Below are 20,501 nucleotides of genomic sequence, written 5' to 3'. Positions count from 1 at the left end.
AGAACCCTCTTTGCTTGAAAACGCCTTGGGAGATGTAAGATGCCCGTCAATCTGAAAGGCCGCAGCTTCCTCAAGCTGCTCGACTTCACGCCCGACGAAATCCGCTTCCTGTTGCGGCTCGCGGCCTCGCTCAAGCAGGCCAAATACGGCGGCTACGAGCAGCAGCAGCTCAAAGGCAAGAACATCGCGTTGATCTTCGAGAAGGACTCGACGCGCACCCGCACCGGTTTCGAGATCGCCGCCTACGATCAGGGCGCGCACGTTACCTATCTGGGCCCCTCCGGCACCCAGATCGGGAAGAAGGAGTCGATGAAGGACACGGCCCGCGTGCTGGGCCGCCTTTACGACGCGATCGAGTATCGCGGGTTCGGGCAGGAGCAGGCCGAGACACTCGCCGCCTATTCCGGCGTGCCGGTCTACAACGGCCTCACGGACGAATTCCACCCGACCCAGATCCTCGCCGATTTCCTGACCATGCGCGAGTTCACGCGCAAACACCTGTCGCAGACGGCTTTCTGCTTCCTGGGCGATGCCGGCAACAACATGGGCAATTCGCTGCTCACCGGCGCGGCGCTGATCGGCATGGATGTCCGCCTCGCTGCGCCGAAAGCGTGCTGGCCGGATGAGGAACTCGTCAAGCAGTGCCGGATGATCGCCCGGACCACGGGCGCGACGATCACCATTACCGAGGATCCGGTGGAAGCCGCCAAGGGCAGCGACTTCGTCTACACCGACGTCTGGGTGTCGATGGGCGAGCCGGATTCCGTCTGGGCGGAGCGCATCAAGCTGCTGACGCCTTACCGGGTCACCGCCGAGGTCATGGCCGCGACGGGCAACCCCCATGCCAAGTTCATGCACTGCCTGCCGTCCTTCCACAACCGCGAGACGGAGATCGGCGAGAAGATATTCCAGCAATACGGCATCGAAAGCATGGAGGTGGCGGAGGAGGTGTTCGAGTCCAAGGCCTCCGTGGTCTTCGATCAGGCGGAGAACCGCATGCACACCATCAAGGCCGTGCTCGTTTCCACGCTGGGGTCGTGAGATGCGCGTCGTCGTCGCCCTTGGAGGGAACGCGCTGCTGAGACGCGGCGAGCCGATGACGGCGGAGGTGCAGCGCGCCAATGTCCGCAAGGCCGCGGCCGCGCTGGCGGACCTCGCGCGCGATCACACCGTCGTCGTGGCCCACGGCAACGGGCCGCAAGTCGGCCTGCTCGCCCTGCAGGCGGCTGCATACAAGGACGTAGCGCCCTACCCCCTTGACATCCTCGGCGCCGAGAGCGTGGGCATGATCGGCTATCTGGTCGAGCAGGAGCTGGCCAACGCGCTGCCCGCTGACACCAGGCTCGCCACGTTGCTGACCCAGATCGAGGTGGAGCGGGACGATCCCGCCTTTGCGCGGCCGCAGAAGCCGATCGGTCCCGTCTACGACGATGCGGAAGCCGCGCGGGCGCGTTCCGCGCATGGCTGGCCGATGGTGGAGGAGGTGAAGGGGCGCTGGCGGCGCGTGGTACCCTCCCCCTTGCCGAAGCGCATCACGCAGATCGGCGCGATACGCCTGCTGGTCGACGCGGGCGTCATCGTCGTCTGCGCGGGCGGCGGCGGCATTCCCGTCATCCGCAACCAGGACGGCGAACTCGAAGGCATCGAGGCCGTCATCGACAAGGACCGCGCCGCCGGCCTGCTCGCCGGCCAGCTCGACGCCGACGCATTCCTGATGCTGACCGACGTCGAGGCCGTCTATGAGGGCTGGGGTACGCCCGGCCAGCGCGCGATCCGCGAGGCGACGCCCGCGATGCTTTCCGCACTTTCCTTCCAGGCCGGCTCGATGGGGCCGAAGGTCGAGGCCGCATGCGCCTTCGCCGCCACCGGCGGGCGCGTGGCGGGGATCGGCCGGCTGGAAGACGCGCGCGCGATACTTGAGGGCGAAGCCGGAACGCGCGTCCGGAAGATGGAGCCGTAGCGCGCCGCCCGGCGGATCGGCCGGACGAGGCGTTCGGCAAGGATTATGGCAAGGGTTATGGCAAGGGTTATGGCAAGGGTTATGGCAAGGGTTATGGCAAGGGTTATGGCAAGGGTTATGGCAAGGGTTATGGCGATGGCGCGGACTCAGGTTCCGGCATCGAGACGCTGGATGAGGTCGAGCATCACAGGCGCTCCCGGCAAAGGCAGGGTGGCGCTGACCTCGGGAATGAGAAGCTCGGCGAGCCCGGGCGGGGCCGAGGCGGTCTGCTCGCCGAGGGGGCCACGGAAACCGTGGTTCGTCCAGGCGATGGCCTGAAGCTCGGGCGTGAGCAGCGCGTCTATCAGCGCCGTCGCCTCACCGGTGAGGGCGAGCAGCGGATGCGCGGAATAGACGGTCGGGCGCGGGTAGATGAGGAGCGGTCTTGCCCCCTTGCCCGCCTGGATGCGCTCCCACCGCGTCCGGTCGGCCTGCGCCCATTCCACGAGCTGGTTCTCGTAGCCCACGATCATCGGTTCGCTGCCGGGACCGCCGGCGATGTACTGGTCGAAGAGCTTTCCCGAACTCGGCGACTTGAAGCCCATCTGCTCGAAGACGGTCCTGACGGTTGCGAAATGCTTGTCGAGATCGCCTGCGTCGGGCACCGAGCCCGTCAGCGCACTGAGCATGAGGCCCGCGAACATGAAGCCCGAGTTCGACCGGTTCGGATCCGTCGAGGAAATGCGGATCGCGCCATAGAGGGACGGCACGCCGACATCCTGCCAGCGGGCGCGGGAGGCGATGGCCCCGATCAGCCGGCCCGTGTCGACCTCGTAATGCCCGTCCGCCGTGCGCGTGACGAGCCCCGCGCCGACGAGGCCCTCGACAACGCCGCTCCAGGAATAGATCACGATCGGCGTGTTGAGGATCGTCTGGTCCCTCACGATGGACAGGCCGCTCATCTTCGCCATTTCCGTCATCACCGACGACGACGGCCACAGGAAATCCGGCCGCTGGTCGATGAGGGAGCGCTGCCGCACCATCTCGACCGAGCCGGCGATGGTGCTGTGCAGAACGATGCCGTGCCGCCTGAGCAGATCGACGACCTGCGGGTTGGCGAGATACGGCTGCTTCTCGCCGCCGACGAAGCCCCTGAGTTCGGTGGCGTTGCCCGTGAGTCCGCGCAGGAGCGGGTTGTCCCGCAGCGCCACATAGGCGCCGGTTCCGACGATTCCGGCGCCGATCAGGGCGCCCCCGAGAGCGCGACGCGATAGTGTCATTCCTTGATGTCCTGCTTGAGTGAGGCATCTATCAGGCGAAGCTGCACGTCCAGCGTCGACAGCTCGCTTTCCACGAGCGTGCCCGCGTACTGGTCGAAGACCCTGTCAAGCCTGTCCACGACGCCCGACAGTTCGTTCAGCCGGTCGGGGTCCGGCCGCTCCTGCCCGTGGACCATGAGGTATCCCTCCGCGATGCGCACGGTCTGCGGCAGATAGTAGCTGACGAAGCGCCCCACGGACGGCGCCTTCCCCGGGCTTTTCTCGATCAGCGACAGGATCCGCGCACCCGTTTCGGCGAGATGGGAGAGCCGCGCCCTCATGTCGTTGCCGGGCATGTCCCGCGCCAGCACGCGCAGCCTGCGCACATGCGCGTCCCCCTCCTTGATCAGGTCGGCGGCGAATTCGAGCTGCCCCTTGCTCACGCCCTTGAAGGACAGGCCCTCGAACAGCCGCCTCGGCGAAAGCAGCAGCGAGACGCCGAGGAAGAGCAGCGCGGCTATGACCGACGACACGATCAGCGGCACGCCCGCGGCGAGCGTGAGAACGGGCACGCTCAGTGCGCCGACGATGCCTCCCGCGACCCATCGCCAGTCGTTCGGGGAAGGTGCGGCCATCAATTATACCCCCGCATCGACCGGAAGGCGTCGATCAGGTCTCGCCGCCCGTCGAAGACGCGGCCGCCGGTCTCGTCGGCGAGTTCCTTGAGCTGCTGCTCGTTCGCGTCGGCGAAGGTGATCCCGAACACCGGCGGCTTCGTGCTGGCGTCCCACGCCCGCCGGAAGGCCTGGGCACCGCCCTGGCTTTTCCCGTCGGACATGATCACGATGGCCGGCAGGTATTCCTCGTTCCTGTTGAGGTCGTCGATGCGCTGCAACGCCCGGGTGGCGCAGGCGTAGATGTCCGTTCCGCCACCCGCGACCTGCGTGTTGACGGCGGTGAGCATGGCGCCCTGCTCGGCCTCCGCGCCCGTCGACTGGTATTCGGCGCGCGGCGAGCCGTCGAACGGAATGATGACGATGCGGTCCTGCGGCGACCACTGCACGAGATGCCGTTTCGTCTGCTCCGGCGTCAGCAGGAAGCTCATGGCCTCGCGCAGTTGCTGCTCCCCGTCGCCCTGCATCGAGCCCGAGTAGTCGAGGCACATGACCGTGATCGACGGCCGGCGCAACGCGCCCTGGTAAAGGTCGAGCGCCTGCCTGATGACGCCGGGCTCGGGCATCCGGATCGTCGAGATCAGCTTTTCCGGATTGAAGTTCCACTCCGGCTCCGCCCGCGGCGTGGCGGTGGAGGCTGAGCCGAACGGAAGCCTGCGCCCCGATTCCGCGATGCGTTTCTGAACTTCCGGCGAGGTCAGGTGCGCCTGGAGCTTCAGGAAGAACGCCTCCGTCTCCTGCCCCCCCTTCCGGTCGACGAAGCCTAGCGGCGAGTCCGCAACGGCGACGCCTTCCGTCGGGTAGATCGCGTAGAGCAGTTCCTTGCCCTCGGTCCGGAGCTGGTTGTTGACGTCGCGGATGGTGACCTCGTAATTCCACATGCCGTCGTAGCGGACACCCTGCCGCGCGGAGGCGAGATAGAGATCGGCGAGCCATCCCGACGAGCCGGCGGAGCGCCGGATGCCCCGCAGCAGTGTCCTCACCGTCTCCGTGACGGCAGGGTCGTCGAGGTCCTGCCGCCTGATCGTGTCGCCGTGGCTGACGGCGGCGGAGAGCATGGCGAGGTAGGCGCTAGCCCCGGAGTTGGACTGTGTGGCGGACGTCATCAGATAGTCGAGCTTGCCGTTCCTGATGGCGGCGACGATGTCGGCCATCGAGACATCACGGCCGATCCAGCCGAGATCGCGCGCGAGGGATTCGCGCACGCCGAGGACGACCGGGTTCTGGGCGATGGAGGCCAGATGGCGGACCTTGCGCTCCTGATCGAATATGCTGATCCAGATGCTGGCCGCCGGCCATACCGCGTCATATTTCGGTTCCGCATCCGCGAGCGAAAGGCCGATGTCGAGCGACCCCAGATATGTGACGGAGCAGGCATGCCCCTGCTTCGTGCAGAACTCCTGAACGATGGGTTCGAGATCCCGGTTTTCCGAACCGGCGACGACGGCGAACGTTTCCGGCGGGGTGCTGTCCGAACATGCAGCCAGCGCCAGCAGGCACAGGAAAGCCGCGATAAATTTGCGCATGGCCGTTTCCTCAGGCTGACGTGAGAGCCTTCTTCAGGTCGTCCGTCATGTGCTCAAGCTGTTTTTCCGCCTCGGCGCGCTGCTGCCGCCCGTCCTGCTGTATCCTGATGACCGACTGGATGGTGTCGACGAGATCCTGATTGGCCTTCTGGAGCGCGTCGATGCTGACGATGCCCTTCTGGGACTGTTTCTCGATGGCGATGGCCTGATCCTTCATCATCTCGGCGGCCTGCTGGATCATGGTGTTGGTCGCGTCGGTGACGGCCTCCTGCAGTTCCAGGGCTTTGCGCTGGCGGTGGAGGCCGAGCAGGATGACCATCTTCTGCTTCCACGCCGGCACGGTCAGCGTCGTCGTCGCCTGCAGGTTTTCGATCAGCGTCTGGTCGCCGGACTGGATGATGCGGATCTGCGGCAGCTGCTGCAGCGCGATCTGGCGCGCCTGCTGCAGATAATAGACGCGCTTCTCCAGCCGGTCGAGGGCCTGCAGCGCGTCCCGGTATCGCTGCGCCGCGATGGCATCGCCCGAGTCCGTCGCCTCCTGCTGCAATCCCGGCAGGGTGGATGCCCTGTAGCTCTCGGCGAACGACTTGCCCGCCTCGATATGGGCTTCGAGGCCGCGCAGAGACGTCAGCGTGCGCTCGTAAAGGTCGTCGAACAGGGCGATGTCCTGCGTGAGCACGTCTTTGTGCTTGTCGAGCTGCAGGCCGATACGGTCGATCTGGCTGGCGACGTCCTGAAAGCGGATCGAGAATTTCTCGATCTCCCGCTCGGCGGAGCTGAAGAGGCGCGACAGGAAGCCCCTCTGGTTGATGGAGGAAGGATCGAGATCCTTCGACTTCAGCAGGATTTCACTAAGCAGCGTGCCCGCCTCCCCGATGTCCTTGGACTGGATCTGGGAGAGAATGTTGTCGACGTAGCGGGTGACGTCGCGCTGGGCGCCATCGCCGTAAGTGGCGACGGCCGCACGATCGCCGATGTCGATCGAGGCCGCGATGCGGGCCACCTCGGCCGGATCGGTCGCGAGAACGGGAAGCCCCTCCGTCCGGGTCTGGGAACTGCTGGATAGCGACATGACACAAATCCTGTCTGATGAGCGGGGAACCGGCCGCTCTCGTTGTGACCGGTTAATGTGACAGTTTTGTTGCAATTCCCATTTTGCGGCATCACCGGCAGGCCGGCGGAAGAGCAGTTCCGACGGCCTGCCGGATGCGTCGAATCATCTCGCCTTTTCCGGTCGGCAAGAGGCATGCTTCACCGCTGCGTCCCCACGGCGCCGCGCAGATGCATCGGGCCGCCCCGCCAGCGCGGGAAACCGTAGCCGTGTATTTCCACGAGGTCGATGTCCTCGGGCCGCCGCGCTATGCCTTCCGCCAGGATCGCCGCGCCTTCGGCCGCCATTTCCGCCACCAGATAGTCGGCGATCGCCGCGCGCGGCAGTGTCTCGCCACCCGCGACGGCGGGGGCGATGAGTTCGGCGACCGTCACTGACGGCAGCGGCTTGCGCTCGCCGGGCGCGTAGTCGTACCAGCCGCCGCCCGTCTTCTGCCCCTTGCGGCCCGCGCGCACGAGGATGTCGCCCAGCGTCTCCGGCGTGTCCCGCCCGGCGGCGCGCGCTCCTTCCCGCTGCAGGAAGGCAATGTCGAGCCCACCGAGATCCTGCGCCTCGAACGGCCCCATGGCGAAGCCGAAGTCGCGCATCGCCGCATCGATCGCCGCGATGGCGACGCCGCGGCGGACCAGCGCCTCGGCCCCCGCACGGTAGCGCTTCAGGATGCGGTTGCCGATGAAGCCCTCGCAGATGCCCGCCTGGACCGGAACCTTCCCGAGGCTGCGCGCCAGCGCGAAGCCGGTGGCGAGTGTCTCCGGCGCGGTCTCCGGCACCGGCACGATCTCCAGCAATTTCATGATATTGGCGGGACTGAAGAAATGCAGCCCGATGAAGCGGCCGGGGTTCGGCAAGCCCACAGCAATGGCGCGCGGGTCGAGGTAGGAGGTGTTCGTGGCCAGCACCGCATCCGGGCGGCAGGCGGTGGCGAGCTGCGCGAACACCGCCCGCTTCACGCCGATCTCTTCGAACACCGCCTCGATCACCAGGTCGACATCGGCCAACGCGGCATGGTCAGCCGTCCCGGAAATGCCCGCCATGCGGTCGGCGGCCTGGGCGTCGGTCAGCCGGCCACGCTTCACGGCGCCCTCGAAAATGGCACCGACGTTGGCGAGGCCACGTGCGACCGCCTCCTCGTCGCGCTCGATCAGCGTCACCGGCAGACCCGCGTCGCGCAGCGCGGCGGCGATCCCCGCCCCCATGGTGCCGCCGCCGATAACGCCGGCGCGCCGGACCGGCAGCGGCGCGACGCCGGCAAGATGCGCCGGACGCGGCGCCGCGCGTTCGGCGAAGAAGACATGGCGCAAGGCGGCGGCCTGCGCGGAGCCGCGCAGCGCAAGGAAGGTCTCGCGTTCGAAAGCCATGGCGTCGTCGAATGGCGCCTCGACGGCATGGCGCACGCAGGCCAGCGCCTTCAGCGGCGCGATCTCGCCGCGCGCGCGTTTGGCGATCGCCGCTTCCTGCCCGGTCCAGAAGGCCGGATCGGGCACCTCCACGGCGCGGCGGGAGGCCGGCCCGGGCAGCGGCTTGCCGAGCGCTTCACGCGCGAAGGCGATGGCGGCCGCACGCAGGTCACCCCCCACCACCGCATCGACAAGACCGATATCCCGTGCCTTCGGCGCGCGGACAGGCTTGCCGGTCGTCGCCAGTTCCACGGCCGCCACGGCGCCTGCAAGACGCGGGGTGCGTACGGTGCCGCCCGCGCCGGGCACGATGCCGAGCGTGACTTCCGGCAGGCCGACGCTGGCATCCGCCACGGCGACACGGAACCGGCAGCCGAGCGCCACTTCGAGGCCCCCGCCCAGCGCCGAACCGTGGATCGCCGCCACCCATGGCTTCGCCGCCGCCTCGATCCGCGCGATCACATCGGGCAGATGCGGCGGCTGCGGCGGCTTGCCGAACTCGGTCACGTCCGCGCCGGCGATGAAAGTACGCCCGGCGCAGAGGAGCACCGCCGCGCGCACGTCGGGGTCGGCATCGAGCGTTTCCGCTGCCTCCAGAAGTGCCTGCCGCAGCGCCTGCGACAAGGCATTGACGGGCGGGTTGTCGATGGTGACGACGGCGATGTCGCCCTCGCGGGCGATGCTGACGATTGGCATATCGATTAAATCCCCAGGTAGGCTTCGCGGATGCGCGGATCGGCGATCAGGGCCTCGGACGTTCCCTCCATGGTGATGCGGCCGGTTTCCATCACATATCCCCGGTCGGCGATCTTCAGCGCGCCGAAGGCGTTCTGTTCGACCAGCAGAACCGTCACGTCGAGCGCCTTGAGGCCCTTTACCACGTCGAAAATCTGCTGCACGAGGATGGGGGCGAGGCCCATCGACGGCTCGTCCAACAGCAGGCAGGAGGGGCGCCCCATCAGCGCGCGGGCGATGGCCAGCATCTGCTGCTGGCCGCCCGAGAGTCCGCCGGCGGCCAGGTTGCGCTTCTGTTTCAGGACAGGAAACATGCCGAAGGCATCCTCCATGTCCTTCTCCACCCTGCCGTCGCTGTAGAGGAAGGCGCCGAGGCGCAGGTTTTCCTCCACCGTCAGATTGGTGAATATCTGCCGCCCTTCCGGCGACTGGGCGAGGCCGCGGCTCAGGCGCCTGTGAGCGGGAACCGGCGTCAGCGCCTCGCCGCGAAAGGTGATGCTGCCGCCGGCGACCGGCTGCACCCCGGAGAGGCAGCGCAACAGCGTCGTCTTGCCCGCCCCGTTCGCGCCCACGACCGTGACGATCTCGCCGGAATCGACATGCAGATCGATGCCGTGCAGCACCTCGATGCGCCCGTAGCGCGAGCGCAGTCCCTCAACCGTGAGCATGGGCGTCCTCCGCCTGCGTGCCGAGATAGGCCTCGATGACCTTGGGATTGCGGCTGACCGTGGCCGGGTCGCCCTCCGCGATCTTCTCGCCGTGGTCGAGCACCACGATATGCCGGGAGATGCGCATCACCATCTTCATGTCATGCTCCACCAGCAGGATGGCGACGCCCGACGCCGCGACCTCGGCGATCAGGTGATCGATTTCCTCGGTTTCGACGGCGTTGCAGCCGGCGGCCGGTTCGTCGAGCAGCAGAACCTTCGGGTTCAGTGCCAGCGCGCGGGCGATCTCCAGCCGCTTGAGTGCGCCGTAGGAAAGGCTGCCCGCCTCCATCTCGGCCGCGCGGGCAAGATCCACGCGCTCCAGCAGCTGGCGGGCGCCCTCGCGGGCCGCAGCCGCCCGCCGGCGCGATGCGGGCAGGCCCAAAAGATCGGCCAGCACCGACCCGCTTTCCTGCAGGTGATAGCCCGCGACGGCATTCTCCAGCACGGTCATGGACTGGAATATCTGCAGGTTCTGGAAGGTGCGCGACATGCCGCGCCGTGCCAGCAGATGCGGCGAGATACCGGTCACGTCCTCGCCCATCAGCCGCACTCGGCCCGCGCCGGGCTTGTAGATCCCCGAGATCATGTTGAACAACGTCGTCTTGCCCGCTCCGTTCGGCCCGATGACCGAGACGATTTCGCCGGGGTTGACGCGAAAGCTCACGTCGTTGACGGCGCGCAAGCCGCCGAAACTGATGCCGAGCCCCTCGATTTCCAGCAGCACCGTCATTCGCCCCTCCCCCGGATCAGGCGCAGCACCGACGGCAGCAGGCCCTGACGCATGAAGATCATCACCAGCATCATCACGAGGCCGAGCATGAGCTGTTCGTACTCCGCGAAGACTGTCAGCACCTGCGGCAGCATCGTCAGGATTCCGGCGCCGAAGATCGCCCCCAGCACCGAGCCCGCGCCGCCGAGCACGGCCATGGTGACCATCTCGATCGAATGCATGTAGCCGGCGACATCCGGCGTGATGAACCTGTTCTGCAGGGCGAGCAGCGAGCCCGATACCGAGGCGTAGACGGCCGATATCACGAAGGCCGCGAGCTTCGCCCGTGCCACGTCGATCCCCACCGTCCGCGCCGCGATCTCGGAGCCGTGGAGCGCGCGCAGCGCCCGGCCGGTCGGGCTGTCGTGCAGGTTGAGCGCCAGCCACGCGCCGATGAGCAGGGCGAGGCCGGTGAAGGCGTACCAGAACTCGGTGTTCGACAGGTCCAGCCCCTGGCTCTTCAGCACGGCCCGCAGGCCGAGGTCAGCCACCTTGATCCCGTCCGGTCCGCCGGTGATCCAGGATTCGTTGGCGAGCGCCATCGCCACGAGGATGCCGAGGCCGAGGCTCGCCACCGCTAGGTAATAGCCCTTCAGCCGCAAGATCGGCCGCCCGACGAGAAAGGCCAGCACCCCGGAGATAGCCGCCCCCAGCACCAGCGCCAGTGCGGGATGCAGGCCGAGGTGCGCGGGCGCTAGCGCGCAGGCATAGGCGCCGATGCCGGCAAAGCCCGCGTGCCCCAGGCTGATCTGCCCCGCATAACCCGTCAGGATGACGATGCCCGTCACCGCAAGGCCGTTGACGAAGATCAGCGAGCCGACACGATAATAATAGCTTGACGGAAAGAAGAACGGCGACAGCGCGATCAGCGCGGCCAGGATGAGGAGCGTCCACTGTTTTTCGGAAAGCCGCATGGTCACACCCGATCCGTCGATTTCTTGCCGAAGAGACCCTGCGGCATCGCGAAGAGCACGGCGAGAATCACGACGAAGGCCGCCGCGTCCTTGTATTGCGAGCTGACGTAGCCGGCCGTCAGCGCCTCCAGAAGGCCGAGCAGGATGCCGCCCACGAGCGCCCCCTTCGGGTTGCCCATGCCGCCCAGCATGGCAGCCGCGAATCCCTTGAGCGCGAGCGCGATGCCGACATCGTAGGAGACCAGCGTGATCGGCGTCACCAGCACGCCCGCGAGCGCACCGATGCCAGCCGAGAGCGCGAACGAAAGGGTCATCACCCAGCCGGTATTGATACCGACGAGCCGCGCCGCGAGCCTGTTGTTCGATGTCGCCAGCACAGCGCGGCCGATCAGCGTTCTGGTGAAGAACAGCCACAGCCCGACGAAAACCGCGACCGCGCCGGCGATCACCCACAGGCTCTGCGGCAGGATCGTCGCTCCCAGCACACGGATCGGCTCGTCGCCCGAAAAGGCCGGAAAGCGGTGGAGCTGCTTGTCGAAAACGAGCTGCGTCACGCCCCGGATGAAGATCGAGGCGCCGATGGTGATGATGATCAGCGACACGACCGGCGCGCCACGCGCCGGCTCGATCGCGAGCTTGTTCAGCGCAACGCCGATGCCCGCCGTGGACAGGATGGCGATCAGCGCCGCGAGCGGCAGCGGCAGGCCCGCATGATGCGCGAAAACAGTGACCATGCCGCCGAGCATGACGAACTCGCCCTGGGCGAAGTTCACCACGTCGGAAGCGTTGTAGATGATCGTGAAGCCGAGCGCGACCAGCGCGTAAACCGCGCCGACCGTGACACCGGACAGAAGGAATTGCATGAGTTCGGGCATGGCCGTATCTCCGACGGGATGCGGGGACTCTGGGAGAAGCGGAGCTTCCTGTGGCCGGCTGGACGACGCATCGCCCGGCCGGCCACAGTCGCTTACGGTCAGGTTACTCGGCCAGCGCCCAGCTGCCGTTGCGGATTTCCAGCAGGCGGAAGGCCGAAAGATCGAGCCCGAGGTGATCCTTCGGCGAATAGGTAACGACGCCCGTCGTCCCGACGAGGCCGGATGTCGCCTCGATGGCGTCGCGCACCGCCGCAGGCTCCGCCGATCCCGCCCGCTTCACCGCGTCCACGTAGATGCGCAGCGCGTCATGCGCATAGCCGCCGAAGGTCGTCGGCGCCGTGCCGTGGCTTCCCTTGTAGTCCTCGATATAGGCCGTCACCACGGGCTTTTGCGGATCGCCGTCCGGCAGCAGACCCGCGACCAGCAGCGCGGTGCCCGGCAGGCGCACGCCCTCCGCCGCATCCTTGCCCGCGAGTGCGATGAAGCCGTCCGAGGCCACGCCGTGCGACTGGTAGAGCGGCAGCCTGATGCCGAGCTGGGCGTAGTTGCGGGTCACGATCGACGGTCCCTGGCCGAAACCGGGGTTCAGGATGGCCTGGATGCCGGGCTTGCCCTTAAGGTTCGTGAGCTGCGGCGTCATGTCGGCGTCCTGCGGGCCGTAGCTTTCGTCGCCGACGACCTCGATGCCGTAGCCGCCCACCACATCGAGGCACTGCTTGCGCATCGAGGCGCCGAAGCCGTCGGTGCCCGAGATCAGGCCGATCTTCGTGTAGCCCTGCTTCTTCATGTCCGCGAAAATCTTCTCGCAGGCCATGCGGTCGGTGTGCGGTGTCTTGAACACCCATTCCTTCACGGGGTCGATGATCTCGATGGCGCCGGCGAGCGAGATGAAGGGGATCTCGGCCTCCTCGGCAATCGGGATGATGGACATCGACGTGCCGGTGGTGGTGCCGCCGATGATCGCCTGCACCTCGTCGTCCTCGACAAGGCGGGTGGCGAAGGTGCGCGCCTTGTTCGGATCGCCGCCGTCGTCGTAAAGGAAGAGCTTGAGCTGCTCGCCGTTCACGCCGCCGGCCGCGTTGATCTTTTCCACCAGCAGCCGCAGCGTTCTGGCTTCCGGATCGCCGAGAAAGGCCGCCGGCCCCGTCTCGGAAACCGTTGCGCCGATCCGGATGTCGGCGAGCGCGGAAGTCCCGGCAAAGCCGGAGGCCATGAGCGCGCCGAGAGCCAGTGCATCAAGCCGAAGACCGGATATCGTTTTCCGGAAAAACCTGATGCAAAAACAACCTGATATAGAGGATTTCCGATTCAGCCTGGATGAATCTTTCTCTATCGTATTCATGAATTTCATGTTTCTCCTCCCAGAGAGTTGCTTGAAATGTTCGGCCGTTGCAGGGCCGTTGATCGTGCGGCCTGTCTCAGGCCGCCCTGGGGCGCCGCCACATGGCGAGACGGAAACGCCCGGCAATGAAGGCGGCATCGGTCAGGCTGGCGTTGCCCGCCGGATTCGCACCCGTGACGTGATAGTCGCTGAAGGCCGCACTCTGGTTCACGTAGATGCCGCCCGTGAGATTGACGGAAAGGTTCGCCCCCGCCCGCGCGAACTCGTCGGCGGCGCGCGCGATGCGCCCCTCGTCGGTGTCGTAGAGCGCGGCTGTGATCGCGCCCTTGCGCCGGGCCAGTTCCGCCGCTACGGCAATGCCCGCCTCCGCGTCCCGCACCGCGACGATGAAGGAGATCGGCCCGAAGCGTTCCTCCTCGTGTGCCGAGGTTTCGGCAGCGTCGACGGCGAGGATGAGCGGCGTGGCGCTGCGCCCTTCCGGCAGCGGCGCGCTGTCGCGCACGATGCGGCCGAGGTGTCTCGCGGCCGCGACACGGTCCAGCGTGGCCGGGTTGGCGATGGCGCCGCAGACGGCCACGGCGCGCGCCGGATCGGCGAGCAGGGCGTCGACCGCCGCGGCGATGCCGGCGGCGACCTCATCGAGGCTCTTGCGGCCCTCGTCGGTCTCGATTCCGTCCACCGGCACGAAGATGTCCTGCGGCGCCGTGCACATCTGTCCGCTGTAGAGCGACAGCGAGAAGGCGATGTTGGCGCACATGCCGGCGAAGTCCCCGGTCGCGGCGACGACGATCGAGTTGACGCCGGCCTCCTCCGTGAACACCAGCGCTTCGCCCGCGTTGGCCCTAATCCAGTCGCCGAAGGCGTTCGAGCCGGTAAAGTCGATGATGGCGACCTCGGGCGCGCGTACCAGACCGGCTGTGACTTCGGCCCCGGCTTCGTCGGCGGCGAGCAGCAGCACGTTCGGGTCGAAGCCGGCCTCGGCCAGCACCTCGCGCGCCGCCCTCACGGTCAGCGCCAGCGGCAGCACCGCCGCCGGATGCGGCTTGACGATGACGGTATTGCCCGTTGCAAGGCTGGCGAAAAGGCCGGGATAGGAGTTCCAGGTCGGGAAGGTGTTGCAGCCGATCACCAGCGCGATGCCGCGCGGCACCACGCGCCAGTGCTTTTCCAGCACGATCGGCGCGGCCTTGCCCTGCGGCTTCTCCCACAGCGCCTCGCGTGGCGCCCGCGTCATCTCGGCATAAGCCACCGCCACGGCCTCCAGCCCCCGGTCCTGCGCATGCGGCCCGCCCGCCTGAAAGGCCATCGGGAAGGCCTGGCCGGTGGTGTGCATGACCGCGTTCCCCAACAGGAAGCTCGCGCGGTTCAGCCGGGTCAGGATTTCGAGGCAGATGCCGACCCGTGTCTCGGGCGCCGACGCGGCCCATTCCGCCGCCGCGGATGCGGATGCCGCCAGCAGCGCGGCGGAATCGGCCGCCGGGTAACCGATGCCGAGTTCCGGCCCCCAAGGAGATACCTCGGCGCCGACGCGGCGGCTCTCCGGATGGCCGGGCAGGACGAAGGGCCTCCCGAGAAGCGCGTTGAAGTCCGCCCCGGCATCGGCGCGGGCGGTCTCGCCATAAATTTTCCCGCTGGGAACTTCCGGAAACGGCGACCAGAATCCGCGCGTCTCGTTCGCTTTCAGCGCATCCTGCAGCAGACCGCTATGGCGGTCGAACAAACTTTCCATGCCGGTGTCCTCCCCGATTTTTGGATTATCATTGACCGGCCGGTCGGTTTATGCAACTGATTTTTTAACGGTACCTTTCAAGGTTGCCGAAGCGTGGCGAAAAGGCCGCGCCTGTTATTGGGAGGATGACATGGGGCATTCCGACACCGTGCTGGTGGCGCGGGAGAACGGCGTTCTTCGGGTGACGCTGAACCGCCCGGAAAAGCTTAATTCCTTTAATGAAGAAATGCACCTGGCTTTGTGTGCCGCGTTCCGGCGCGCTCACGACGAGCCCGAGGTGCGGGCGGTCCTGCTGACGGGCGCGGGCCGCGGCTTCAGCGCCGGACAGGACCTGGGCGACCGCGATCCCCGAAAGGGCGGGCCCGCGCCCGATCTCGGCCATACGCTGGAGACGTTCTATAATCCGACGTTGCGGCTGATTCGCGCCCTTGAAAAGCCGGTAATCTGCGCGGTCAACGGCGTCGCCGCCGGCGCCGGCGCGAATATCGCTCTCACCTGCGACATTGTGCTGGCGGCCGAATCGGCCCGTTTCATCCAGGCGTTCTCCCGGATCGGCCTCATCCCGGACGCAGGCGGAAGCTGGAGCCTGACGCGGATTCTGGGCGAGCCGCGCGCCAAGGCGCTGGCGCTGACAGCCGAGCCGCTCGACGCCGCCACCGCCGCCGCCTGGGGCCTGATCTGGAAGGCCGTGCCCGACGCCGAGCTGATGGGAGAGGCCGAAGCGCTGGCCGCCCGGCTCGCGGCGGGCCCCACCATCGGCCTCGGCCTCACCAAGCGCCTCATTCAGGCCGCGGGCACGCAATCGTTCGACGCCCAGCTCGATCTGGAGCGCGACTGCCAGCGCGAGGCCGGCCGCACCGCCGACTATAGCGAGGGCGTGACCGCCTTTCTGGAAAAGCGCACGCCGGAGTTTCGCGGCCAATGACGGACGTCAGCAACCTCAGCTCACAGGAACTGGCCGAAGCCTGCGCCCGGACGATGTGGGACGGCGACGCCGCCAGCCGGCGGCTCGGCATGCGGCTGGACCATGTCGCGCCCGGCGAAGCGACCCTGAGCATGACCGTGACCGAACACATGATCAACGGCCACACCACCTGCCACGGCGGCTACATCTTCACCCTCGCCGACAGCGCCTTCGCCTTTGCCTGCAACGGCTATAACCAGCGCACCGTCGGCCAGCAGGCGTCGATCACCTATATATCACCCGCCTTCGTCGGCGACCGCCTGATCGCCGTTGCGCGGGAGATATCGCGCCGTGGCCGCGGCGGCATCTACGACGTGCGCGTCACCAACGAAGCCGGCGACCACATCGCCGAATTGCGCGGCCATTCCCGCACCGTCAAGGGCACGCACCTGCCGGACCGCGCCTGATATAAAACCATACAACCTTCTGGGAGGAAAAAATGAAGGACCTGTCTCCCCGTCCCGGCGATCTCGACCCGATCGAAATCGCCTCCCGAGACGAGATCGCAGCCTTGCAGTTTCACCGCATGAAGCGGTCTCTGAAGCACGCCTACGAGAATTCGCCCTTCTACCGCAAGCGGTTCATCGAGCACGACGTGCATCCCGAGGAACTGAAGACGCTTGCCGACATCGCCCGCTTCCCCTTCACCACCAAGCAGGATCTGCGCGACACATATCCCTTCGGCATGTTCGCCGTGCCGCGTTCGAAGCTCGTCCGCATTCACGGCTCGTCCGGCACCACCGGCAAGCCGACCGTCGTCGGCTACACCCAGTCCGATATCGATCATTGGGCTAATCTCATCGCGCGCTCCATTCGCGCCGCCGGCGGGCGGGCGGGCGACATCCTGCACAATGCCTATGGCTACGGGCTTTTCACCGGCGGCCTCGGCGCGCACTACGGCGCGGAGCGGCTGGGCTGCACCGTGGTGCCGATCTCGGGCGGCATGACCGAGCGGCAGGTGACGCTGATCACCGATTTCAAGCCGGACATCATCATGGTGACGCCGTCCTACATGCTGTCGATCCTCGACGAGTTCCGCCGCCAGGGCGTCGATCCGCGGCAAAGCTCGCTCTCGGTCGGCATCTTCGGCGCCGAGCCGTGGACGAACGCGATGCGGCTGGAGATCGAGGAAGCCTTCGACATGCATGCCGTCGACATCTACGGCCTGTCGGAGGTCATGGGCCCGGGCGTCGCGCAGGAATGCGTCGAGACGAAGGACGGCCTCCACGTCTGGGAGGACCACTTCTATCCCGAGATCATCGACCCGAACACGGGCGAAGTGCTGCCGGACGGCGAGCTGGGCGAACTGGTGTTCACCACGCTCACCAAGGAAGGCCTGCCGATGGTGCGCTATCGCACCCGCGATCTCACGCGCCTGCTGCCGGGCACGGCGCGGTCGGTGCGCCGCATCGAGAAGATCACCGGCCGCAGCGACGACATGATCATCCTGCGCGGCGTGAACGTCTTCCCGACCCAGATCGAGGAGCAGATCCTGAAGTGCAAGGGCCTCGCGCCCCATTTCCAGATCGAGCTGACCCGCGCGGGCCGCATGGATAACATGACGGTCCACGTCGAATGCACGCCGGACATGGCGACCGATGATGCGCGCGCGAAATCGGGCAAGGAACTCGCCCATCACATCAAAAGCGTCGTAGGCGTCACGACGCGGATCGAGATACGCGACCCGCAGGCGATCTGTCGCTCGGAGGGCAAGGCCAGGCGTGTGCTGGACAACCGGCCGAAAGAATAAATCCCCCGTGCCGATGACATCGGCACGCATTGCCATTAAAGAGGGGGCCGTAAGCCCCCCTTTTTACACTCCACAATCAGGACAGTGACAGGTATGGCTCGGACACGGGCGGCAGACTTCGAGGAGAAGCAACGCGGCATTGTGGACAATGCCGCGGCCGTATTCGCCGAACAGGGCATGGACAAGGCCTCCATGTCGCAGATCGCAGCCCACGCGCAGGTTTCGAAGGCGCTGCTCTATCACTATTACCCCAGCAAGGATGCGCTGATCCTCGCGATCATCATGACGCATCTGGAGGAACTGGAGGACGCCATCCTGGCGGCGGATGAGCCGGACCTGCCACCCGAACAGCGGCTGCGGCGGCTCGTCGGCGCGGTGCTGGAGAACTACCGCGGGGCGGACAACGAGCATAAGGTGCAGCTCAACGCTACCTCGGCGCTGTCGGAAGAGCAGAGGGCCGAGATCACGGAAATCGAGCGGCGCATCGTGCGCCACTTCTCGGCCGTGCTGCGCGAGATCAATCCGGGGCTCGACAGGCAGGAGCGCCCGCTGCTGATGCCCGTGACCATGTCGCTCTTCGGCATGATGAACTGGGTTTACATGTGGTTCAAGGAAGGCGGCCGCATCAGCCGCGACGATTACGCCGACGTGGCGACGACCCTGATCCTTGAGGGGATCAAGGCCGTCCGCTGAGTCGACGTCAGGCCTGCGGCCAGTCCTTGGCGACCATGGTGAGCACGTCGTATTGCGCCACCACGGCATCGTTCTGGTTGGTGACCTGGCAATCCCAGCGCACCTCGCCGTGCTCGGCGGTCGCGCGCGGATTGATCTCCTTGCAGGTGAGACGCACCTGCAGCGAGTCGCCGAAATACACCGGCGTCAGGAACCGCAGGTTGTCGACGCCGTAGTTCGCCAGCACCGGACCCGGCGCGGGATCGACGAAGAGCCCGGCAGCGAAGGACGCGATCAGGTAGCCGTGCGCCACACGCCCGTCGAAGAACGGATTCGCCTTCGCCGCTTCCTCATTCATGTGGGCGTAGAACGTGTCGCCGGTGAAGTGCGCGAAATGCTCCACGTCGTCCTGCGTCACGGTGCGCCGTTCCGTCACGAGCTGGTCTCCGATCTTCAGCTTCGCCAGCGACTTGCGGAACGGGTGGATGCCCTGCTGCACCTCCGCGCCCTCGATCCAGCGTCCCGTCACGGCCGAGAGGAGCCGCGGCGCGCCCTGCACTGCCGTGCGCTGCATGTAATGCGTCACGCCGCGCATGCCGCCCAGTTCCTCGCCGCCGCCGGCGCGGCCGGGACCGCCATGGACGAGGCCGGCGAGCGGCGAGCCATGGCCGGTGGAGGATTTGGCCGAGGCCCGGTTGCCGATCAGCACACGGCCGTGGAACGGCGCAGTGCCGATCGCCACTTCCTCCGCCACTGCCGGATCGTCGGTGAAGACGGAGGCGACGAGCGAGCCCTTGCCCTTGCGCGCCAGCGCCACCGCTTCGTCGAGCGTATCGTAGGGCAGCACGGTCGAAACCGGGCCGAACGCCTCCACGTCATGCACCGCCGCCGCCTCGAAGGGCCGATCGGCGTAGAGCAGGACGGGATTGAGGAAGGCGCCCTTCTCCGCATCGCCCGACGCCACGCGCACATCGTCGGGATCGCCGGCGACGATCTCTGCGTCGGCCTGCAGCTCGCGGATGCGGGCACGCACCTCCTCCCGCTGGCCGAGCGAGGCCAGCGGCCCCATGCGGATGCCCTCCTCCGCCGGCAGGCCCACCGCCGTCCTGTCCAGCCGCCCGCGCAGCGCCTCGACCAGCGCCTGCACGTGTGCGCGCGGCGCGATGACGCGGCGGATGGCGGTGCATTTCTGCCCCGCCTTCACCGTCATCTCCCGCACGACCTCCTTCACGAACAGGTCGAACTCCGGCGTGCCCGGCACGGCGTCCGGGCCGAGGATGGAGGCGTTCAGGCTGTCGGCCTCCATCGTAAAACGAACGGAATTGGCGACGACCGCCGGATGCGCCTTCAGCTTCCGCCCCGTTCCGGCCGAGCCGGTGAAGGTGACGACGTCCTGCCCGGTGACGTGATCCAGCAGGTCGCCTACAGAGCCGCTGATCAACTGCAGCGCGCCTTCCGGCAGAAGACCCGTCTCCACGATCCGCCGGACCACGAGTTCGGTGAGATAGGCTGTCTGGCTCGCCGGCTTGACCACGCAGGGAACGCCCGCGAGCAACGCCGGCGCGACCTTCTCCAGCATGCCCCAGACGGGGAAGTTGAAGGCATTGATATGCACCGCCACGCCCTGGAGCGGCGTCAGAATATGCTGGGCCGAGAAGCTGTTGTCCCGCGACAGCGGCTCCACCGGCCCGTCGATGAGCACGCGCGTGTTCGGCAGCTCCCGCCGGCCTTTCGATGCGTAGGACAGCATGGTGCCTATGCCGCCCTCGATGTCTACCCAGCCGTCGGCGCGCGTCGCGCCGGTGTGGAAGCTCTCGGCGTAGAACTCCTCTTTCCGCTCCATCAGCGCCGTGCCCAGCGCCTTGAGCAGCCCGGCGCGCTCGTGGAACGACAGCGCCCGCAGCTTCGGGCCCACCACTTCGCGGCCGTAGGCGAGCGCGGCGGCGAAATCGAGTCCCGTGGAATCGATCAAAGCCACGGTCTCGCCGGTCGCGGCGTCGAGAAGGGGCTGCCCCTCCTTCGCGCCGGCGGTCCAGCTTCCGCAGACATAGCTTTCGAGACGGCGCGGAGCGCGGGCCAGGGTCGTCATGGATACTTCCTTCATGGGTTCAGGGGAGCGGCGCGGGAGACGCGCG

Annotated in this window: 18 protein-coding genes; 6 read left to right on the top strand and 12 right to left on the bottom strand. The window is 67.1% G+C overall.

Annotated elements, in window-relative coordinates; translation table 11 throughout:
- Nucleotides 1-39: 39 nt before the first annotated feature.
- Nucleotides 40-1,041: an ornithine carbamoyltransferase gene (argF, locus tag FHS82_RS07395; RefSeq protein ID WP_166950492.1), complete on the top strand. Its 1,002-nt coding sequence runs from the start codon at nt 40-42 to the stop codon at nt 1,039-1,041.
- Nucleotide 1,042: 1 nt separating this feature from the next.
- Complete coding sequence (gene arcC, locus FHS82_RS07390; protein ID WP_166950491.1) at nt 1,043-1,960, top strand: carbamate kinase; 918 nt, start codon at nt 1,043-1,045, stop codon at nt 1,958-1,960.
- Nucleotides 1,961-2,106: 146 nt separating this feature from the next.
- Here the strand turns inward: arcC and FHS82_RS07385 are convergent, their stop codons facing one another.
- The 11 genes from FHS82_RS07385 to paaN form a co-directional block, all read right to left on the bottom strand.
- Nucleotides 2,107-3,219: a hypothetical protein gene (locus FHS82_RS07385; RefSeq protein ID WP_166950490.1), complete on the bottom strand. Its 1,113-nt coding sequence runs from the start codon at nt 3,217-3,219 to the stop codon at nt 2,107-2,109.
- Nucleotides 3,216-3,833, bottom strand: a complete 618-nt coding sequence (locus FHS82_RS07380; RefSeq protein WP_166950489.1) for a 5-bromo-4-chloroindolyl phosphate hydrolysis family protein — start codon at nt 3,831-3,833, stop codon at nt 3,216-3,218. Before FHS82_RS07380 ends, FHS82_RS07385 begins: the two co-directional genes overlap by 4 nt.
- Nucleotides 3,833-5,398: a substrate-binding domain-containing protein gene (locus FHS82_RS07375; RefSeq protein WP_166950488.1), complete on the bottom strand. Its 1,566-nt coding sequence runs from the start codon at nt 5,396-5,398 to the stop codon at nt 3,833-3,835. Before FHS82_RS07375 ends, FHS82_RS07380 begins: the two co-directional genes overlap by 1 nt.
- 10 nt (nt 5,399-5,408) lie before the next feature.
- On the bottom strand, nt 5,409-6,470 hold the full coding sequence (locus FHS82_RS07370; protein ID WP_166950487.1) for a toxic anion resistance protein: 1,062 nt from the start codon (nt 6,468-6,470) through the stop codon (nt 5,409-5,411).
- A 179-nt stretch (nt 6,471-6,649) separates the two neighbouring features.
- The gene (locus FHS82_RS07365) at nt 6,650-8,602 is read right to left on the bottom strand and encodes a 3-hydroxyacyl-CoA dehydrogenase NAD-binding domain-containing protein (protein WP_166950485.1); all 1,953 of its coding nucleotides are present in this window, start codon (nt 8,600-8,602) and stop codon (nt 6,650-6,652) included.
- A 5-nt stretch (nt 8,603-8,607) separates the two neighbouring features.
- Nucleotides 8,608-9,309: an ABC transporter ATP-binding protein gene (locus tag FHS82_RS07360; protein ID WP_166950483.1), complete on the bottom strand. Its 702-nt coding sequence runs from the start codon at nt 9,307-9,309 to the stop codon at nt 8,608-8,610.
- A complete protein-coding gene (locus tag FHS82_RS07355) occupies nt 9,296-10,081 on the bottom strand; it encodes an ABC transporter ATP-binding protein (protein ID WP_166950481.1) in 786 nt (261 codons plus the stop codon). Before FHS82_RS07355 ends, FHS82_RS07360 begins: the two co-directional genes overlap by 14 nt.
- Nucleotides 10,078-11,034, bottom strand: a complete 957-nt coding sequence (locus FHS82_RS07350) for a branched-chain amino acid ABC transporter permease (RefSeq protein ID WP_208394139.1) — start codon at nt 11,032-11,034, stop codon at nt 10,078-10,080. The genes FHS82_RS07355 and FHS82_RS07350 overlap by 4 nt, the downstream gene beginning before the upstream one ends.
- A 2-nt stretch (nt 11,035-11,036) precedes the next feature.
- The gene (locus FHS82_RS07345) at nt 11,037-11,909 is read right to left on the bottom strand and encodes a branched-chain amino acid ABC transporter permease (RefSeq protein WP_166950477.1); all 873 of its coding nucleotides are present in this window, start codon (nt 11,907-11,909) and stop codon (nt 11,037-11,039) included.
- Nucleotides 11,910-12,012: 103 nt separating this feature from the next.
- Nucleotides 12,013-13,122, bottom strand: coding sequence for an ABC transporter substrate-binding protein (locus tag FHS82_RS07340; protein WP_166950475.1), 1,110 nt, complete (start codon nt 13,120-13,122; stop codon nt 12,013-12,015).
- Between the two features lie 205 nt (nt 13,123-13,327).
- Nucleotides 13,328-14,980 carry a phenylacetic acid degradation protein PaaN gene (gene paaN, locus FHS82_RS07335; protein ID WP_166950473.1) on the bottom strand — a complete coding sequence of 551 codons (1,653 nt, stop codon included), beginning with the start codon at nt 14,978-14,980 and terminating at the stop codon, nt 13,328-13,330.
- 130 nt (nt 14,981-15,110) lie between these two features.
- On the opposite strand from paaN, the gene paaG reads away from it, so the two are divergent.
- The 4 genes from paaG (at nt 15,111) to FHS82_RS07315 (ending at nt 18,387) form a co-directional block, all read left to right on the top strand.
- Nucleotides 15,111-15,905, top strand: coding sequence for a 2-(1,2-epoxy-1,2-dihydrophenyl)acetyl-CoA isomerase PaaG (gene paaG / locus FHS82_RS07330; RefSeq protein ID WP_166950471.1), 795 nt, complete (start codon nt 15,111-15,113; stop codon nt 15,903-15,905).
- Nucleotides 15,902-16,351, top strand: a complete 450-nt coding sequence (gene paaI / locus FHS82_RS07325; protein ID WP_166950468.1) for a hydroxyphenylacetyl-CoA thioesterase PaaI — start codon at nt 15,902-15,904, stop codon at nt 16,349-16,351. Before paaG ends, paaI begins: the two co-directional genes overlap by 4 nt.
- Before the next feature lie 32 nt (nt 16,352-16,383).
- Nucleotides 16,384-17,694, top strand: coding sequence for a phenylacetate--CoA ligase PaaK (paaK, locus tag FHS82_RS07320; RefSeq protein WP_166950466.1), 1,311 nt, complete (start codon nt 16,384-16,386; stop codon nt 17,692-17,694).
- A 93-nt stretch (nt 17,695-17,787) separates the two neighbouring features.
- Complete coding sequence (locus FHS82_RS07315) at nt 17,788-18,387, top strand: TetR/AcrR family transcriptional regulator (RefSeq protein WP_166950464.1); 600 nt, start codon at nt 17,788-17,790, stop codon at nt 18,385-18,387.
- A gap of 7 nt (nt 18,388-18,394) precedes the next feature.
- Here the strand turns inward: FHS82_RS07315 and paaZ are convergent, their stop codons facing one another.
- Nucleotides 18,395-20,455 (bottom strand): phenylacetic acid degradation bifunctional protein PaaZ, encoded by a 2,061-nt coding sequence (gene paaZ, locus FHS82_RS07310; protein ID WP_166950462.1) that lies wholly within the window; start codon nt 20,453-20,455, stop codon nt 18,395-18,397.
- Between the last annotated feature and the right edge of the window lie 46 nt (nt 20,456-20,501).

Origin of the sequence: Pseudochelatococcus lubricantis, from assembly GCF_011762225.1 — a bacterium.
GTDB lineage: Bacteria > Pseudomonadota > Alphaproteobacteria > Rhizobiales > Beijerinckiaceae > Pseudochelatococcus > Pseudochelatococcus lubricantis.
The sequence above is the reverse complement of the archived record's forward strand: the minus strand, read 5'-3'. Positions and strand labels throughout refer to the sequence as shown.

Bases quoted from the DNA above. Each gene is read 5' to 3' on its own strand.
- argF (WP_166950492.1), top strand. From the start codon at position 40: ATGCCCGTCAATCTGAAAGGCCGCAGCTTCCTCAAGCTGCTCGACTTC.
- arcC (WP_166950491.1), top strand. From the start codon at position 1,043: ATGCGCGTCGTCGTCGCCCTTGGAGGGAACGCGCTGCTGAGACGCGGC.
- FHS82_RS07385 (WP_166950490.1), bottom strand. From the start codon at position 3,219: ATGACACTATCGCGTCGCGCTCTCGGGGGCGCCCTGATCGGCGCCGGA.
- FHS82_RS07380 (WP_166950489.1), bottom strand. From the start codon at position 3,833: ATGGCCGCACCTTCCCCGAACGACTGGCGATGGGTCGCGGGAGGCATC.
- FHS82_RS07375 (WP_166950488.1), bottom strand. From the start codon at position 5,398: ATGCGCAAATTTATCGCGGCTTTCCTGTGCCTGCTGGCGCTGGCTGCA.
- FHS82_RS07370 (WP_166950487.1), bottom strand. From the start codon at position 6,470: ATGTCGCTATCCAGCAGTTCCCAGACCCGGACGGAGGGGCTTCCCGTT.
- FHS82_RS07365 (WP_166950485.1), bottom strand. From the start codon at position 8,602: ATGCCAATCGTCAGCATCGCCCGCGAGGGCGACATCGCCGTCGTCACC.
- FHS82_RS07360 (WP_166950483.1), bottom strand. From the start codon at position 9,309: ATGCTCACGGTTGAGGGACTGCGCTCGCGCTACGGGCGCATCGAGGTG.
- FHS82_RS07355 (WP_166950481.1), bottom strand. From the start codon at position 10,081: ATGACGGTGCTGCTGGAAATCGAGGGGCTCGGCATCAGTTTCGGCGGC.
- FHS82_RS07350 (WP_208394139.1), bottom strand. From the start codon at position 11,034: ATGCGGCTTTCCGAAAAACAGTGGACGCTCCTCATCCTGGCCGCGCTG.
- FHS82_RS07345 (WP_166950477.1), bottom strand. From the start codon at position 11,909: ATGCCCGAACTCATGCAATTCCTTCTGTCCGGTGTCACGGTCGGCGCG.
- FHS82_RS07340 (WP_166950475.1), bottom strand. From the start codon at position 13,122: ATGGCCTCCGGCTTTGCCGGGACTTCCGCGCTCGCCGACATCCGGATC.
- paaN (WP_166950473.1), bottom strand. From the start codon at position 14,980: ATGGAAAGTTTGTTCGACCGCCATAGCGGTCTGCTGCAGGATGCGCTG.
- paaG (WP_166950471.1), top strand. From the start codon at position 15,111: ATGGGGCATTCCGACACCGTGCTGGTGGCGCGGGAGAACGGCGTTCTT.
- paaI (WP_166950468.1), top strand. From the start codon at position 15,902: ATGACGGACGTCAGCAACCTCAGCTCACAGGAACTGGCCGAAGCCTGC.
- paaK (WP_166950466.1), top strand. From the start codon at position 16,384: ATGAAGGACCTGTCTCCCCGTCCCGGCGATCTCGACCCGATCGAAATC.
- FHS82_RS07315 (WP_166950464.1), top strand. From the start codon at position 17,788: ATGGCTCGGACACGGGCGGCAGACTTCGAGGAGAAGCAACGCGGCATT.
- paaZ (WP_166950462.1), bottom strand. From the start codon at position 20,455: ATGACGACCCTGGCCCGCGCTCCGCGCCGTCTCGAAAGCTATGTCTGC.